The 13,628-nt window shown below is 73.8% G+C and carries 17 protein-coding genes and 1 pseudogene; 10 read left to right on the top strand and 8 right to left on the bottom strand.

The annotated features are described in order from the left end of the window. The first annotated feature begins 1 nt into the window (after position 1). Together ligD and ACIQFX_RS25615 are read left to right on the top strand one after the other, a co-directional pair. Positions 2 to 1,036 carry a non-homologous end-joining DNA ligase gene (gene ligD / locus ACIQFX_RS25620; RefSeq protein WP_402467660.1) on the top strand — a complete coding sequence of 345 codons (1,035 nt, stop codon included), beginning with the start codon at positions 2 to 4 and terminating at the stop codon, positions 1,034 to 1,036. 114 nt (positions 1,037 to 1,150) lie between these two features. After that, positions 1,151 to 2,059, top strand: a complete 909-nt coding sequence (locus ACIQFX_RS25615; protein WP_402467658.1) for an alpha/beta fold hydrolase — start codon at positions 1,151 to 1,153, stop codon at positions 2,057 to 2,059. Positions 2,060 to 2,220: 161 nt separating this feature from the next. Here ACIQFX_RS25615 and ACIQFX_RS25610 read toward each other — a convergent pair whose 3' ends face one another. Both ACIQFX_RS25610 and ACIQFX_RS25605 read right to left on the bottom strand, forming a co-directional pair. Next, positions 2,221 to 2,880, bottom strand: coding sequence for a TetR/AcrR family transcriptional regulator (locus tag ACIQFX_RS25610; protein ID WP_402467656.1), 660 nt, complete (start codon positions 2,878 to 2,880; stop codon positions 2,221 to 2,223). Positions 2,881 to 2,934: 54 nt separating this feature from the next. After that, positions 2,935 to 3,729 (bottom strand): IclR family transcriptional regulator, encoded by a 795-nt coding sequence (locus tag ACIQFX_RS25605; protein WP_402467654.1) that lies wholly within the window; start codon positions 3,727 to 3,729, stop codon positions 2,935 to 2,937. A gap of 240 nt (positions 3,730 to 3,969) precedes the next feature. Between ACIQFX_RS25605 and ACIQFX_RS25600 the strand changes: the two genes are divergently transcribed. Beyond that, on the top strand, positions 3,970 to 4,221 hold the full coding sequence (locus tag ACIQFX_RS25600; protein WP_402467651.1) for a WhiB family transcriptional regulator: 252 nt from the start codon (positions 3,970 to 3,972) through the stop codon (positions 4,219 to 4,221). 36 nt (positions 4,222 to 4,257) lie between these two features. Here ACIQFX_RS25600 and ACIQFX_RS25595 read toward each other — a convergent pair whose 3' ends face one another. Next, the gene (locus ACIQFX_RS25595; protein WP_402467648.1) at positions 4,258 to 5,232 is read right to left on the bottom strand and encodes an acyl-ACP desaturase; all 975 of its coding nucleotides are present in this window, start codon (positions 5,230 to 5,232) and stop codon (positions 4,258 to 4,260) included. Between the two features lie 315 nt (positions 5,233 to 5,547). On the opposite strand from ACIQFX_RS25595, the gene ACIQFX_RS25590 reads away from it, so the two are divergent. Next, positions 5,548 to 5,688, top strand: coding sequence for a hypothetical protein (locus ACIQFX_RS25590; protein WP_402467645.1), 141 nt, complete (start codon positions 5,548 to 5,550; stop codon positions 5,686 to 5,688). Positions 5,689 to 5,713: 25 nt separating this feature from the next. Here the strand turns inward: ACIQFX_RS25590 and ACIQFX_RS25585 are convergent. Continuing rightward, positions 5,714 to 6,488 (bottom strand): annotated as a pseudogene (locus ACIQFX_RS25585) (helix-turn-helix domain-containing protein). A gap of 71 nt (positions 6,489 to 6,559) precedes the next feature. Between ACIQFX_RS25585 and ACIQFX_RS25580 the strand changes: the two are divergent. Then, entirely contained in the window at positions 6,560 to 6,904 is a 345-nt protein-coding gene (locus tag ACIQFX_RS25580) for an ATP-binding protein (protein WP_402467642.1), read from the top strand. A 62-nt stretch (positions 6,905 to 6,966) separates the two neighbouring features. Here ACIQFX_RS25580 and ACIQFX_RS25575 read toward each other — a convergent pair whose 3' ends face one another. The 3 genes from ACIQFX_RS25575 to ACIQFX_RS25565 form a co-directional block, all read right to left on the bottom strand. Further along, a complete protein-coding gene (locus ACIQFX_RS25575; protein WP_402467639.1) occupies positions 6,967 to 8,610 on the bottom strand; it encodes an ABC-F family ATP-binding cassette domain-containing protein in 1,644 nt (547 codons plus the stop codon). Positions 8,611 to 8,865: 255 nt separating this feature from the next. Then, positions 8,866 to 9,282: an SsgA family sporulation/cell division regulator gene (locus ACIQFX_RS25570; protein WP_376489942.1), complete on the bottom strand. Its 417-nt coding sequence runs from the start codon at positions 9,280 to 9,282 to the stop codon at positions 8,866 to 8,868. Positions 9,283 to 9,461: 179 nt separating this feature from the next. After that, entirely contained in the window at positions 9,462 to 9,932 is a 471-nt protein-coding gene (locus ACIQFX_RS25565) for a (4Fe-4S)-binding protein (protein WP_402467635.1), read from the bottom strand. A gap of 75 nt (positions 9,933 to 10,007) precedes the next feature. Here ACIQFX_RS25565 and ACIQFX_RS25560 point away from each other — a divergent pair, with 75 nt between their 5' ends. After that, positions 10,008 to 11,093, top strand: a complete 1,086-nt coding sequence (locus ACIQFX_RS25560) for a WD40/YVTN/BNR-like repeat-containing protein (RefSeq protein ID WP_402467633.1) — start codon at positions 10,008 to 10,010, stop codon at positions 11,091 to 11,093. A 104-nt stretch (positions 11,094 to 11,197) separates the two neighbouring features. Here the strand turns inward: ACIQFX_RS25560 and ACIQFX_RS25555 are convergent, their stop codons facing one another. Next, positions 11,198 to 11,497, bottom strand: coding sequence for a YciI family protein (locus tag ACIQFX_RS25555; protein WP_367819796.1), 300 nt, complete (start codon positions 11,495 to 11,497; stop codon positions 11,198 to 11,200). A 159-nt stretch (positions 11,498 to 11,656) separates the two neighbouring features. Between ACIQFX_RS25555 and ACIQFX_RS25550 the strand changes: the two genes are divergently transcribed. The 4 genes from ACIQFX_RS25550 to ACIQFX_RS25535 all read left to right on the top strand — a co-directional run bounded on the left by ACIQFX_RS25550 (position 11,657) and on the right by ACIQFX_RS25535 (position 13,567). Further along, on the top strand, positions 11,657 to 12,190 hold the full coding sequence (locus ACIQFX_RS25550) for a heme-binding protein (protein WP_402467630.1): 534 nt from the start codon (positions 11,657 to 11,659) through the stop codon (positions 12,188 to 12,190). A gap of 125 nt (positions 12,191 to 12,315) precedes the next feature. Further along, the gene (locus ACIQFX_RS25545) at positions 12,316 to 13,020 is read left to right on the top strand and encodes an endonuclease V (RefSeq protein WP_402467627.1); all 705 of its coding nucleotides are present in this window, start codon (positions 12,316 to 12,318) and stop codon (positions 13,018 to 13,020) included. 62 nt (positions 13,021 to 13,082) lie between these two features. Next, on the top strand, positions 13,083 to 13,202 hold the full coding sequence (gene mmpA / locus ACIQFX_RS25540) for a morphogenic membrane protein MmpA (protein ID WP_402467625.1): 120 nt from the start codon (positions 13,083 to 13,085) through the stop codon (positions 13,200 to 13,202). Beyond that, positions 13,199 to 13,567 carry a VOC family protein gene (locus ACIQFX_RS25535; RefSeq protein WP_402467622.1) on the top strand — a complete coding sequence of 123 codons (369 nt, stop codon included), beginning with the start codon at positions 13,199 to 13,201 and terminating at the stop codon, positions 13,565 to 13,567. The genes mmpA and ACIQFX_RS25535 overlap by 4 nt, the downstream gene beginning before the upstream one ends. Positions 13,568 to 13,628 lie beyond the last annotated feature (61 nt).

The raw sequence follows: 13,628 nt of genomic DNA, 5'->3' as shown, positions 1-13,628 counted from the left end.
CATGGCAGGCAAGACGGCAGCGCTCGAACTGGAAGTCGGCGACCGGACCGTGCGGGTCTCCCATCCGGACAAGGTCTACTTCCCCGAGCCCGGCTACACCAAGCTCGACGTGGTCACCTACTACCTGGCCGTCGGCGACGGCATCACCCGCGCCCTGCGGAACCGCCCCACGACCCTGGAGCGCTACCCCGACGGGGTGACCGGCGCGTCCTTCTTCCAGAAGCACGCGCCGAAGTACCTGCCCGACTGGATCCCGACGGCCCGCATCACCTTCCCCAGCGGCCGTTCGGCCGACGAGATGTGCCCCACCGAGCCGGCGGCCGTGCTCTGGGCCGCCAACCTCGGCGCCGTCACCTTCCATCCCTGGCCGGTACGGCGGGACGACGCAGACCACCCCGACGAACTCCGCATCGACCTCGACCCGCAGCCCGGCACGGACTACGCCGACGCCGTCCGCGCCGCCCACGAACTCCGCGCCGTCCTCGACGAGCACGGGCTGCGCGGCTGGCCGAAGACCTCCGGCGGGCGCGGCCTGCACGTGTTCGTGCCGATCCAGCCCGAGTGGACGTTCGCGCAGGTCAGGAGGGCGGCCATCGCCTGCGGCCGCGAGCTGGAGCGGCGGATGCCGGAGCGGGTCACCATGAGGTGGTGGAAGGAGGAGCGCGGCGAGCGGATCTTCGTCGACTACAACCAGACCGCCCGCGACCGCACCATCGCCTCCGCCTACTCCGTGCGCCCCCGCCCGCACGCCCCGGTCTCGGCGCCGCTGCGCTGGGAGGAGATCGACGACGCCGTGCCGCGCGACTTCGACATCAGGACGATGCCGGTCCGGTACGCCGAGGTCGGCGACGTCCACGCCGACATGGACGACGAGCGGTTCGGCTTGGAGTCGCTGCTCGAACTGGCCCGGCGCGACGAGGCGGAGCGCGGCCTCGGCGACCTCCCGTATCCGCCGGACCACCCGAAGATGCCGGGCGAGCCGAAGCGGGTGCAGCCGAGCCGGGCGAAGAGGTCGGAGGGGGAGGGAGAGGCGTAGGGGCGGGGTGGTGCCTTCCGGGGCGGCGCAGCCACGCCTCTCCCTCGATCCAAAACAACACGAACGGTCGTGCTAGCATTTTTGTCCTAGTCAGGACGACCGAGGAGAACCGGCATGTACCCGATGGCTCCGCTCGTACGCACGACCCTGAACGCCGCCGCCCGCGTCGCCCCCGGACCGGCCGGCCGCCTCGCCTTCCACCTTTTCGTGCGCCCGCTCGGCCGCGCCCGGCTCAAGCCCGGGGAGCGGGACCTGTTCGCCGCCGCGCGCATCGGACGCCTCCGGGTCCGGGGCAAGGAGGTCGTCACCTACGCCTGGGGCGACGGCCGGCGGCCCGTCCTCCTCGTCCACGGCTGGTCTTCGCGCGCCTCGCGCCTCACCGCCTTCGCCGAGCAGCTGATCGCCCGCGGCTACAGCCCGGTCACCTTCGATGCGCCCGGCCACGGAGAAGCCCCGGGCCGGGCCAGCAACATCCTCGAATACCGCGAAGTGATAAGGGAGTTGCACGCCCGGCACGGCGACTTCGAAGCCGTCGTCGCCCACTCCTTCGGCGCCCTCGCCGCCCTCTTCGCCCTCCGCGACGGGGTGCGCACGGCACGCTTCGTGGGGCTCGGCGCCGTCGGCTCCTTCGATCTGCTGCTCGCCGGCTTCCGGGCCGGCCTCGGCGTCGACGAGCGGGTGATCCGGTGCATGCGCGACCACGTGGAACGCCGCCTCGCACCCGACGAGCCCGGCATCTGGGACCGCTTCGGCGCCGACCGGGACCCCGGCGAACTCGGGGCGCCCGTCCTCCTGTTCCACGACGAGGGCGACGACATGGTCCCCCTCGCCCAGGCGCGTCTGCTCGCCCGCGCGCACGGCGACCGCGCCCGGCTCGTCGTCACCCGGGGGCTCGGCCACCGCCGTATCCTCACGGACCCCGAAGTCGTCGCCGAGGCCGTGGAGTTCGCGACCTCCGACTCCGTCGGCTCCGTCACGGGAGCCGTTGCCACGGCCCCCGAAGGCCGGGTCGCGACGGGTTGACGGCCGCGCGGCCCCGGGACTCGATGCCGGTGGGCGTGGGCGTGGGTGTCGGTGGGCGCGAGTGTGGGGCGGGTTGAGGGTCGTGCGGCCCCGGGACTCGGCGCCGATGGGTGCGCGGCGGCGGCCGCGTCCCCCGGTCGGCACCGACGTCGGGCCGGGCCTCAGGCCGTCTCGGTCAGGGCCGCGCGGCCGCGGTCGGTGGCCTCCGCGCGCAGCCGGGCGGTGATGCCGCGGTCGGCGCGGGCGTACGCCGAGGTCTCGCCGAAGAGGACGGACCGCGCGTTGGCGGCCTCCATGAGGGCGATCACCTCGAAGGCCAGCTGTTCCACGTCCAGGTCGGCGGCGAAGTCGCCCGCGGCGCGCGCCTCGGTCAGGGCGCGCTCCACGTAGGTGCTCCAGTCGAGCCTGGTCTTGGCGACGGCGTCGTGGACCGGGCCCGTACGGGCGTCGAACTCGGCCGAGACCGCGTAGAAGAAGCAGCCGCCGGCGAAGACCCGCTCCGAGGAGTACGCGAGCCAGTTCCGGCAGAGGTCGCGCACCCGCGCCGCGCCCGGCGGCACGTCCGCGAGGGGCGTGACGACCCGGTCGGCGAAGACGGCGACGGCCGCGCGGATCGTGGCGAGCTGGAGCTCCTCCTTGGAGCCGAAGAGGGCGAAGACGCCGCTCTTGCTCAGCTGGAGCTCGGTGGCGAGCCGCCCCAGGGACAGTCCTTCGAGGCCCTCGACGGAGGCGATGTCCATGGTCCGGCCGAGCACCAGGCGCCGGGTCTGGTTGCCGCGCTCGACGCGCCCGTCGGTCTTGGTCCTGGTGTCGCCGCTCATCTCCCCATCGTACTGAACGCACGACCGTGCGGACATCTGCGGGCGGCCGTGGTGCTACCCGGCCCGCTCTCCCGGGTCCCGGCGCTCCGCCGGCGCGAGCAGGAGCACCTCCAGGGCGCGGGCGCAGGCCCGTGCCTGTGCCAGGTACCAGTCGAGGCGGGCGTCGGTGATCAGTTCCGGGGTCGCGCGGACGGCGAGCGCGAAGCGCGCGTGCCCCGCCCGCTCCATGACCGGAACGGCGACCGTGCGCGTCCCGTGGGCCGACTCGCCGTCGTCGAGCGCGAACCCGGACTCCCGTACGCGTGCCGACTCCGACGCGGGGCCGAGGGGTTCGGCGGTCGGGGGGTCCGTGAGCGCGTACGGCGCCGGCGGCGGCCACGGCCCGGCCTCGCCCTCCCGGGGCCGGGCGAGCAGGACCCTCCCCGGCGCCGTGGCGTGCAGCGGCCGGCGCAGGCCCACCCTCGGGGTCGCCGGGCCGCCCGCCACGATCACCGCGTGCGGTCCGCTGCGCAGCGGCAGGTCGGCCGTCGCGCCGGTCCGCTCGGCCAGGTCGGACAGCTCGGGCTCGGCCAGGTGGAGCCCCCGCTGGTGGTACGAGAGACGGCCCGGTTCGGTCGTCGCGGGGCCCAGCCGGTAGCGGGCGGTGCGGGCGTCCTGTTCGAGGAAGCCCGCGCCGAGCAGGGTCCGTGCCGGCCGGTGGGCGGTGGAGGTGGAGAGGCCGAGTCGGCGCGCGAGGTCGGAGGCGCTCAGGTCGGGCCCGTTGTCGTGGAAACAGTGCAGCACGTCCAGTGCGCGGCGGACCGCCTGGGCGCCCGCCGGGGGTCGGACGATGCCGGCCTCGGTCGTCATGGGTTCGCTCCCCGTGGGTGATCGGGCTCCCACGCTGCCACATGGCGGGAGTCGGCACGGGGCCCGCGCCAGGTCGGGAACACGACGTTCACACCCGCTCCCACGCCGTGGGAACCACCTGGTCGGGCCGCCTCAGGAGGTGGCGTGGCGGGTGGCCGAAACTGCTTCTCGCGGCGCCGGGTATCCGCCATTGATCGAACGTTGATGGCTCGTTTACGCGGTGGCGGCACCGTAGGAGCCATGCAGACGGATACCGACACGCTGACCGCTCCCGACCTCGCCTGGCGCGAGGACGCCCTGTGCGCCCAGGCCGGCCCCGAGTTCTTCTTCCCGGCCCCCGGGTCGTCGACGCGCGAGGCGAAGCAGCTGTGCGGGGCGTGCGAGGGGCGCCTGGCCTGCCTGGACTACGCGCTCCGCCACGACGAGAGGTTCGGGGTCTGGGGCGGCCTCTCGGAAAAGGAGCGGGGGCGGCTCAAGCGGCAGGGCCGCTGAGCCGCCCCGCGTTCCGGGCCGGTCTCCGCCGGTGGGTCAGCCGGCCGCTCGGGCCGCCATGCGGGCCTTGCGGGCCGCGAGCTTCTCGTCGAACTTGCTCGCCTCGCTGTCCAGGCCGTTCATGTAGAGGCCCAGCTCCTCCTGCGCGCGCAGGCCGTCGGGGCCCAGACCGTCGATCTGGAGCACCTTGAGGAAGCGCAGGACGGGCTGGAGGACGTCGTCGTGGTGGATGCGCATGTTGTAGATCTCGCCGATCGCCATCTGCGCCGCCGCCCGCTCGAAGCCGGGCATGCCGTGTCCGGGCATCCGGAAGTTGACCACCACGTCCCGCACGGCCTGCATGGTCAGGTCGGGGGCGATCTCGAAGGCCGCGCCGAGCAGGTTGCGGTAGAAGACCATGTGCAGGTTCTCGTCGGTGGCGATGCGGGCGAGCATCCGGTCGCACACCGGGTCGCCGGACTGGTGGCCCGTGTTGCGGTGCGAGATCCGGGTCGCGAGCTCCTGGAAGGCGACGTACGCCACCGAGTGCAGCATCGAGTGCCGGTTGTCGGACTCGAAGCCCTCGCTCATGTGCGCCATCCGGAACTGCTCCAGCTTGTCCGGGTCGACGGCGCGCGAGGCGAGCAGGTAGTCGCGCATCACGATGCCGTGGCGGCCCTCCTCGGCGGTCCAGCGGTGCACCCAGGTGCCCCAGGCGCCGTCGCGGCCGAAGAGGCTGGCGATCTCGTGGTGGTAGCTCGGCAGGTTGTCCTCGGTGAGCAGGTTCACGACGAGGGCGATCTTGCCGATGTCGGTCACCTTGGACTGCGCCGGGTCCCAGGCCTCGCCGTCCTCGAAGAAGCCGGGGAAGTTCCGGGCGTCGGACCAGGGCACGTACTCGTGCGGCATCCAGTCCTTGGTGACCTTGAGGTGCCGGTTGAGCTCCTTCTCCACGACCTCTTCCAGCGCGTAGAGCAGCCGTGCGTCGGTCCACCCTGTCGAGCTGCCGAGGGGGGGAGAGGTGAGCGTCACGGGGACTCCTGGGGACGGAGAAGGGGGCATACGGGCATACCTACGGATTCGTAGGTTACGAGACCGTAGGTTAAGGCTCCGTAAGGCGTCGGCCAACCCCGTCCCGGCGATGTCCGGTTACGTTCCGTTATGTGCGCTGCTCGGCGGGGGTGTCGGAGACGCAGGTCACGTTTGCGGAGGCCGCTTCCGGACCTCCGGTCGACTACGCGGCGCAGACGCCCGGGCGCCCAGAGCAGGTGGTCGGCGGCGCCGGCCTTCACCGCGGAGATCAGTGCCCGCAGCGCTTCCACCGAGTCGCTGACGTACGCGCCGGGGGTGAGCGTCGAGCCGATGTACGCGTGGCCGGAGTCGTCCAGGCCGAAGCGGAAGCAGTTCGCCCCCTCGCTGCAGAAGGGCGTGCTCCAGTCGATCTCGACGGCTGGGGCGGTCGGGGTGGTGCGGACGGTGGGGGTGTAGGTGGTGCTCTTCATGGTGGGGGCCTTCACGGATCCCGGGCTACGGCTCGGACGAACGCGCGCGATTCGGCCTCCGGCAGCGCGAGCCCGCGCAGCCGGTCCAGCAGGCCGCGGTACCGGCGCAGCTGCATGTCGGTGTCGAGGAGGAGCGAGCCGTGGGAGGAGTCGAGCTGCACGGTGTCGAGCTGCGGCACGGGCGCGGACACATGGGTGAACGACTGGCCGGCCCCCGGGAAACCCCCCCGCGGCGAAGGGGATCACTCTGACGGAGACGGTGGCGAGGTCGGTGTGGGCCAGGATGTGCTCCAGCTGGCCCCGCGTGACCTTGGGGCCGCCGAACCGCATGCGCAGCGCCGCCTCGTGGATCACGGCCTCGTAGCGCACCGGCCGGTCGCGGTGCAGGACCTCCCGGCGGCGCAGCCGCAGGGAGAGCCGGGCCTCCAGGTCGGGTCCCGGAAGCGGGGGGACGGCGGTGTCGAAGACGGCCCGCGCGTGCTCCTCGGTCTGCAGGAGGCCCGGGATGTGGGTGGTGACGGCGGTGTGCAACTCCGCTGCGTGGAAATCCAGTTCGGCGATGTCGATCAGCGCGGGAGGCAGCAGTCCGCGGTGTCCCTCCCACCAGCCCCGGTCCCTTTCCTGTGTCATCGCGGCGAGCAGGTCGACCGGCGCGGTGTCCGGGCAGCCGTAGTTGAAGGCGAGGGTCCGGACGCGTTCGGCGCTGATCCCGAAGCGTCCGGCCTCGATGTGCGGGATCCGGGTGCGGTCGACGCCCAGGAGGGCGGCGGCCTGCTGGGCCGACATGCCCGACTGTTCGCGCAGTTTGCGCAGTTCGCTCCCGAGTCGCTGCTGTCGTGCGGTCGGGCTGCTCCTGGGTGGCGCGCTCCGTCACCTCGCTCCTGAACCGCCACGGCCTGTCCGACCTCGGTGAGACCGCCGCCCTCGCGGCCTCCGAACTCGTCGCCGGCGCCTACCGGTTCACCCCCGACCGCGAGATGGTCCTGCGCGTCCGATGGCAGTACGAGGCGCTGCGGATCGTGGTCTACGACCAGCATCCGGCCCACGCCGCGCCCGCCGCGGCCGAGGAATGCCGCGACCGCCGCAGCCGCAGCATGTGGCTGCTGGCCGCGGCGGTCGACTCGCACGGCGGCGACTGGGGACTCGCCCCCGTCCTCACTCCCGGCGGCGGCACCAAGTCCTGGGCGTTACTCCACCGCTAGCGCCGTGCGACCCGCGCCATCGCCTCCGCCGGCGTCGCACCGCCGACGCGGATCCGACACGGCTACCGCGGCACCGCCACCGTCTCCCGGACCTCCTCCGCCGTCGTCGGCCGCAGCTCGCCGTCGAGCAGCAGCCAGCGCGTGATCCCGAGGGACTCCAGGAACGCCACGTCGTGGCTCGCCACGATCAGCGCCCCCTCGTACGCGTCGAGGGCGGCCGTCAGTTTCCGTACGGACGCCATGTCCAGGTTGTTCGTCGGCTCGTCCAGCATCAGCAGCTGCGGGGCCGGCTCCGCGAGGAGCAGCGCGGCGAGCGTCGCCCGGAACCGCTCGCCGCCCGACAGGGTGCCCACGGCCTGATCGGCCCGCGCCCCCCGGAACAGGAACCGGGCCAGCCTCGCCCTGATCGCGTTCCCCGTCGCCGTGGGCGCGAGGCGGGCCACGTTCTCCACCACGCTCAGCCCGTCGTCGAGGACGTCGAGTCGCTGGGGCAGGAAGCGGAGCGGCACCCGCGCCTCCGTCTCGCCCGCCAGCGGCTCCAACTCCCCGGCGATCGTCCGCAGCAGCGTCGTCTTCCCGGCCCCGTTCCGGCCGACCAGTGCGATGCGCTCCGGGCCGCGCAGCTCGAACTCGCCCCCGACGCGGGCCCCGTACCGCAGCTCCAGGTCGCGCAGGAACAGGACCTCGCGTCCCGGCGGCACCGAGGTGCGGGGCAGTTCGACGCGGATCTCGTCGTCGTCCCGCACCGCCTCCACCGCGGCGTCGAGCCGCTCCCGGGCCTCCGAGAGGCGCTCGGAGTGCAGCGTGCGCTGCTTGCCGGCGGTCACCTGCGCGTCCCGCTTCCGGCCGTTCGCCACGATCTTGGAGGCGACCTTGTTCTCGAAGCTCTTCTGTCCGTACCGCTTGCGCCGGGCCGTCTTGACCTGCGCGTCGACCAGCTCCCGCTTCTGCCGCTGCACATCGGCCTCGGCGACGCGCACCATCCGCTCCGCCGCGTCCTGTTCGGCGGCGAGCGCCGTCTCGTACGCGGACCAGCCGCCGCCGTACCAGGCGACCGTCCCGTCGCGCAGGTCGGCGATCTGGTCGACGCGCTCCAGGAGTTCGCGGTCGTGGCTGACCACCACCAGGACCCCGGACCAGTTCTCCACCGCCTCGTACAGGCGGGCTCGGGCGTGCAGGTCCAGGTTGTTGGTCGGCTCGTCGAGCAGCAGCACGTCGGGCCGGGCGAGCAGCAGCGAGGCCAGCCGCAGCAGCACCGACTCCCCGCCCGAGATCTCGCCGACCGTCCGGTCCAGGCCGACGTGGTCGAGCCCGAGCTGGTCGAGGGTGGCCCGGGCCCGCTCCTCCACGTCCCAGTCGTCGGCGAGGGCGGTGAAGTGCTCCTCCGCCGGGTCGCCCGCCTCGATGGCGTGCAGGGCCGCCCGCTTGGCGGCGATGCCGAGGATCTCGTCGACCCGGCGCCCGGTGTCCAGGACCAGGTTCTGCGGCAGGTGGCCGAGCTCGCCGGTGACCCGGACCGTGCCGGAGGCGGGCGTCAGCTCGCCGGCGATGAGCTTCAGGAGCGTGGACTTGCCGGAGCCGTTGAGGCCCACGAGTCCGGTGCGGCCGGGGCCGACGGTGAGCCGGAAGTCGTCGAGGACCTCGGTGCCGTCGGGCCAGGAGAAGGAGAGCGAGGAACAGGTGATGAAGGTGGGGTGATGCGCCATGGGGGCCTCCCGGATCGCGTGAGCGTGGACATGGGGGCGACGCGAGACACCGGGGCGCGGGCAGTGAGGAAAACGGCTCGTACGCCGAGGTCGAGAACGGCACACGCGGCACAGGGGGCACGCGCGGCAGGTGTCTCGCAACCTCAGACGAGCAACGTCCTTCTCCGATCGGGTGACGACAAGGTCAAGAACGACGGTACGACCCGGACCGGGAGAGGGGCAAACGATTTACGGCGGGATTCCGCCGGGACCCCGCTAGGGGTGGTCGCGGAGCAGCTCCGCCAGATCCTGGTCCCAGTCCAGGTACTGGTGCTCGCGCCCGGCCGGCACCAGGTCCTCCGCCCGCTCCAGGAAGCGGCGCAGCTCGGACGTCCTGACGTGGACCATGGCCACCCCCTCGGGGGCGTGGAACTCGACCACCGTCCGGTCGTACCCGTAGGGACGCAGGCGTACGTCCCCGACCCCGGCCGGCCGCTCGACCCCCTGGACGAGCAGCTCGCGGGCGAACGCCCAGGACACCTCGACGCCCTCCAGGGTCGCCGGCGGCGGGAACGCCATGCTCACGGCGTACGGGTCCTCGCGGTCGTACCGCAGGGTCGCGGGGACGGTCTCCATGCGGGGAGCGGACGCGACCAGACGGGCCTGGAGGGACTGTTCGATGACGGCGGACACGGCCGTCTCCTCTCACGCGGGCTTCGGATCCTGTGCGTCTCCCCGACACCAGGGCACCTGACACCAGGAAGGACGAGCGGGACGGCCGGAACGTGCACTCGGTGCCCACGTGAGCTGTGTCACGAACGGAACGGCGGGATCCGGCCCGGATCCTGTCCGGAAAGCCCCGCCCGGCTCGGTCAGCGATCCTCGGCCACGTCGTCGTCCGACTCGGCGCACGGGCCGGAGTGGTCGCAGTACGGCTGGTTCCCCGACGCCCCGCAGCCGCAGAGCATCACCCGGGTCTCGTGCCGCTCCCCGTGCGCGCCCGTGACCAGCAGGTCCCCGCGGAGCACGAGCTGTCCGGAGCGGCTGCGGCGCACGGTGGTGGGGGAGTCCGGGGGTTCGGTGGAGGCGTCCGCCGGACGGTGGTGGTACTGGAGCGCCCCGGAGGGACAGCGCCGGACGACCCGCTCGACCTGGCCGGTCTCGGCCGCGTCGGGCAGCACCCAGGGGCGCCGGGACAGGTCGAAGACCTCCGGCAGGCCGTGGACGCACTCGGCCGCGTGCAGACAGCGGCGGGGTTCGAAGGTGACGGTGATGCCCTCGCCCTCGTACTCCTTGAGCTTCGGCTGCTCGTCGCCCGGCCGCTCGTCCGTTCGCTCGCTCATGCGCCCAGCCTAGGAACGCCCGGGCCGGGACGCACCCTGGACGGGGACCGTCCCGGGGCACTAGCTTCCGGCGCCATGACGTCCATGGGGAAGACGAGACGAATGATGTCGGTGGGGCTGATCGGGGCGGCGCTCGCGCTGACCCTCGCGGCACCCGCGCGCGCCGGGGAGACCCCCACGGCCGCGGCCGGCTGGCACCTGACACCGACCGGCACCGACGCCCGCTTCCGCGGGCTCGCGGCGGTCGACCGTTCCACCGCCTGGGCCGCCGGCTCCCGGGGCACGGTCCTGCGCACCACCGACGGCGGCCGGAGCTGGCGGAACGTCTCGCCGGCGGGCGCGGGCGACCTGGAGTTCCGCGACGTGCAGGCCTTCGACGCCCGCCGGGCCGTCGTCCTGGCCATCGGGGAGGGCGAGGCCTCGCGGGTGCTGCGCACCGAGGACGGCGGCGCCACCTGGACCGAGTCCTTCCGCAACACCGACCCGCGCGCCTTCTACGACTGCATGACCTTCTTCGACCGCCGGCACGGCCTCGCCATGAGCGACCCGGTCGACGGGAAGTACCGCATCCTCGCCACCCGCGACGGCGGCCGGTCCTGGCAGGTCCTGCCGACCGCCGGCATGCCGGACGCCCTCCCCGGCGAGGCCGGCTTCGCGGCGAGCGGCCAGTGCCTGGTGTCGGCGGGACCCCGGGACGTCTGGCTCGCCACCGGCGGCGGCGCCACGGCCCGGGTCCTCCACTCCGCCGACCGCGGACTGACCTGGACCGCCACCACCACGCCGATCCCGGCCGGCGACCCGGCCAAGGGCGTCTTCGGGCTCGCCTTCCGCGACCGCGCGCACGGCATCGCGGTCGGCGGCGACTACCGCAAGGACCAGCCGTCCCCGCAGGCCGGCGCCGTCACCGACGACGGGGGCCGCACCTGGCGCACCTCGGCCACCCCGCCGCCCGCCTACCGCTCCGGCGTCGCCTGGCTCCCGCACTCCAAGGCGGCCGCCCTCGCCGTCGGCCCCACCGGCACCGACCTCACCACCGACGGCGGCCGCACCTGGCGGACCGTCGACACCGGCTCGTACGACACCGTCGACTGCACCGCCGACGGCTCCTGCTGGGCCTCCGGCGAGAAGGGCCGCATCGCGCGACTGGCCGGGAAGGGCTGACGTCCGGTCCTCCTGCGGTCCCCGGACGGGGACCGGCACGTCCCCGTCCGGGGACCGGAGATCCCGGGACGGGGATCGGACGTTCCCGGACGGGGACCACGCGGTCAGGAGGGCAGCTGCTCCCGGTACGCGGCGATCCCGTCGGCCGTCTTGGTCGCGTAGAACTCCGTGATCCGGTACGCGCACACGCCCTCGACGCTGAACGGGTCGGCCGCCGCGATCCTCTCGATCTCCGCGCGGTCGACCCCGGCGGCCAGGATCACCCCGCCGTCCCGCGGGTTCTTCCGGCCGGACGCCAGGAAGACGCCCTCGGCATACCGGGCGTCGAGCCACTCGACGTGCGCGTCGAGGAGGGCGTCGACCCGCTCGACGGGTGCGGTGTAGGTCAATTCCAGTACGAACATGATCGCCAGGCTACCCGTGCCCCGCGGCGACCGTTCGGCCCATTGCCGGTCCCACGTCCGGCCCACCGGGCGCGCCGGGGGCCGGGGGCCGCGGACGGGGCTGCTCCAATGACCAGCACCGCGCTCCGGGCCTCCGGAGCCGCCCCCCCAGGAGCACTCGTGAAGCACGCCCCCTTCCTACGCACCCGCGTCGCCGTCGGCGCCTCCCTGATCGTCCTCGGCCTCGGCCTGGCGACCGCCGCGCCCGCGACCGCGACCGGGGGTCCGGGCGAGGTGAAGGACCACAACGTCGTCCAGACCTCCCACCTCACCGAGCAGGCCGCCCTCAAGGCCGCCCGCGCCGCGCTCGCCGCGGCCGAGCGGGCCGGCCAGCACGTCAGCGTCGCCGTCGTCGACCGGAACGGCAACACCATCGTCGTCCTGCGCGGCGACGGATCGGGCCCGCACACCTACGAGTCCTCGCAGCGCAAGGCGTACACCGCCGCCTCCTTCAACGCCCCGACCTCGGTCCTCGTCGGCCGCCTCCAGCAGACCCCGACGCTGGCCGACATCCCCGGCACCCTGTTCCTCGCCGGCGGCCTCCCGATCCACCACCACGGCGCCCCGATCGCCGGCATCGGCGTGGCCGGAGCCCCGAGCGGCCTCTCGGACGAGGAGTACGCGGCGGCCGGCATCGCGGCCATCAGCCACTGACCACGCGCGGAGGTCACCGATCCGTGCGCGGAGGTCACCGATCCGTGCGCAGAGGCCACCGGTCCGTGCGCGGAGGCCACCGGCCCACGCCTCGCATCCGAGGGGCCCTCTAGGCTGGGCCCATCATGACGATCATCGGGATTCCGGCGGGCTGGCCCGCCGACGAGGGCGCCGCGCGGGACGTGCAGCGGGAGTTGCGGGACCGGCTCGTGCTCGGGGAGAGCGGGCCGGTGCCGGGGGAGGGGAACGTCACCGGGCTCGACGTGGCCTACGACGACGAGCGGGACCTCGTCGCCGCGGCGGCGGTCGTGCTCGACGCGCGGACCCTGGAGGTGGTCGAGCGGGCCACGGCCGTCGGCCGGGTCTCGTTCCCGTACGTCCCCGGGCTCCTCGCCTTCCGGGAGGTCCCGACCGTGCTCGCCGCGCTCGACTCCCTGACCGCCGACCCGGGCCTCCTGGTCTGCGACGGCTACGGCATCGCCCACCCCCGCCGCTTCGGCCTCGCCAGCCACCTCGGGGTGCTCACCGGACGGCCGTCCATCGGCGTCGCCAAGAACCCCTTCACCTTCACGTACGAGCAACCCGGCGACGGGCGCGGCGACTTCGCCCCGCTGCTCGCCGACGGGGAGGAGGTCGGCAGGGCCCTGCGCACCCAGGCCGGGGTCAAGCCCGTGTACGTCTCCGTGGGCCACCGCGTCTCCCTCGACAACGCCTGCGCCCACACCCTGCTCCTCTCCCCGCGCTACCGCGTGCCCGAGACCACCCGGCACGCCGACTCCCTCTGCCGCAGCGCGCTCAAGGAGGCGCAGCGGTCGCCCGGGTCCGTCTGAGTACCCGGGGTGAGTAGCCGTACGGATGCCCGTTGTCACACCCCCACGGCAGAGTGGGCGTCATGACAGCTCGTGTTCCCGCACCCCGTGGTCTCACCGTCGCCCTCGCCGTCGGCGGGGCCTCCGCCCTCGCCTGGTCCTGCGCCATCCTGTACGTCCTCGCGGACTGGACACTCGGATGATCGGACGCCTGCGCTGCGTCGTGCTCGACTGCCCGGACGCACGCGAACTGGCGCTGTTCTACCAGCGGTTGCTCGGCGGCGAGGTCGCCTGTCCCGACCCCGCGCTCGCCGTCGGCGACGGCTCGGCCGTGCTCTGCGGCGAGAGCGGCGCGGTCCTCGCCTTCCAGAGCGTGGCCGACCACCGGCCGCCCGTCTGGGGCGCCCCCGAGCAGCAGTTCCACCTGGACGTCCGGGTCGCGGACCCCGCCGCCGCCCACGCCGCCGTGCTCGCGCTCGGGGCCACCCCTCTCGACGGGGGCGAGACGTCCGCCTGGCGCGTCTACGCCGACCCGGCGGGCCACCCCTTCCGTCTCGTACGCCCCTGAGACCCCGTCCGGTACAGCCCTGATCCGGTCCGGTGCGGCCTCGATCCCGTCCGGTACGGCC

The sequence above is a fragment of the Streptomyces sp. NPDC093089 genome (assembly GCF_044754405.1).
GTDB lineage: Bacteria > Actinomycetota > Actinomycetes > Streptomycetales > Streptomycetaceae > Streptomyces.
Note: the sequence above shows the minus strand (reverse complement) of the source record. Positions and strands in the feature narration are given on the sequence as shown.

Excerpts from the sequence above, each read along its gene's own strand:
- ACIQFX_RS25605 (WP_402467654.1), bottom strand. The coding sequence starts at position 3,729 with ATGACGACCGAGGCCGGCATCGTCCGACCCCCGGCGGGCGCCCAGGCG.
- ligD (WP_402467660.1), top strand. The coding sequence starts at position 2 with ATGGCAGGCAAGACGGCAGCGCTCGAACTGGAAGTCGGCGACCGGACC.
- ACIQFX_RS25600 (WP_402467651.1), top strand. The coding sequence starts at position 3,970 with ATGCAGACGGATACCGACACGCTGACCGCTCCCGACCTCGCCTGGCGC.
- ACIQFX_RS25545 (WP_402467627.1), top strand. The coding sequence starts at position 12,316 with ATGACGATCATCGGGATTCCGGCGGGCTGGCCCGCCGACGAGGGCGCC.
- ACIQFX_RS25555 (WP_367819796.1), bottom strand. The coding sequence starts at position 11,497 with ATGTTCGTACTGGAATTGACCTACACCGCACCCGTCGAGCGGGTCGAC.
- mmpA (WP_402467625.1), top strand. The coding sequence starts at position 13,083 with ATGACAGCTCGTGTTCCCGCACCCCGTGGTCTCACCGTCGCCCTCGCC.
- ACIQFX_RS25560 (WP_402467633.1), top strand. The coding sequence starts at position 10,008 with ATGACGTCCATGGGGAAGACGAGACGAATGATGTCGGTGGGGCTGATC.
- ACIQFX_RS25535 (WP_402467622.1), top strand. The coding sequence starts at position 13,199 with ATGATCGGACGCCTGCGCTGCGTCGTGCTCGACTGCCCGGACGCACGC.
- ACIQFX_RS25610 (WP_402467656.1), bottom strand. The coding sequence starts at position 2,880 with ATGAGCGGCGACACCAGGACCAAGACCGACGGGCGCGTCGAGCGCGGC.
- ACIQFX_RS25565 (WP_402467635.1), bottom strand. The coding sequence starts at position 9,932 with ATGAGCGAGCGAACGGACGAGCGGCCGGGCGACGAGCAGCCGAAGCTC.
- ACIQFX_RS25615 (WP_402467658.1), top strand. The coding sequence starts at position 1,151 with ATGTACCCGATGGCTCCGCTCGTACGCACGACCCTGAACGCCGCCGCC.
- ACIQFX_RS25575 (WP_402467639.1), bottom strand. The coding sequence starts at position 8,610 with ATGGCGCATCACCCCACCTTCATCACCTGTTCCTCGCTCTCCTTCTCC.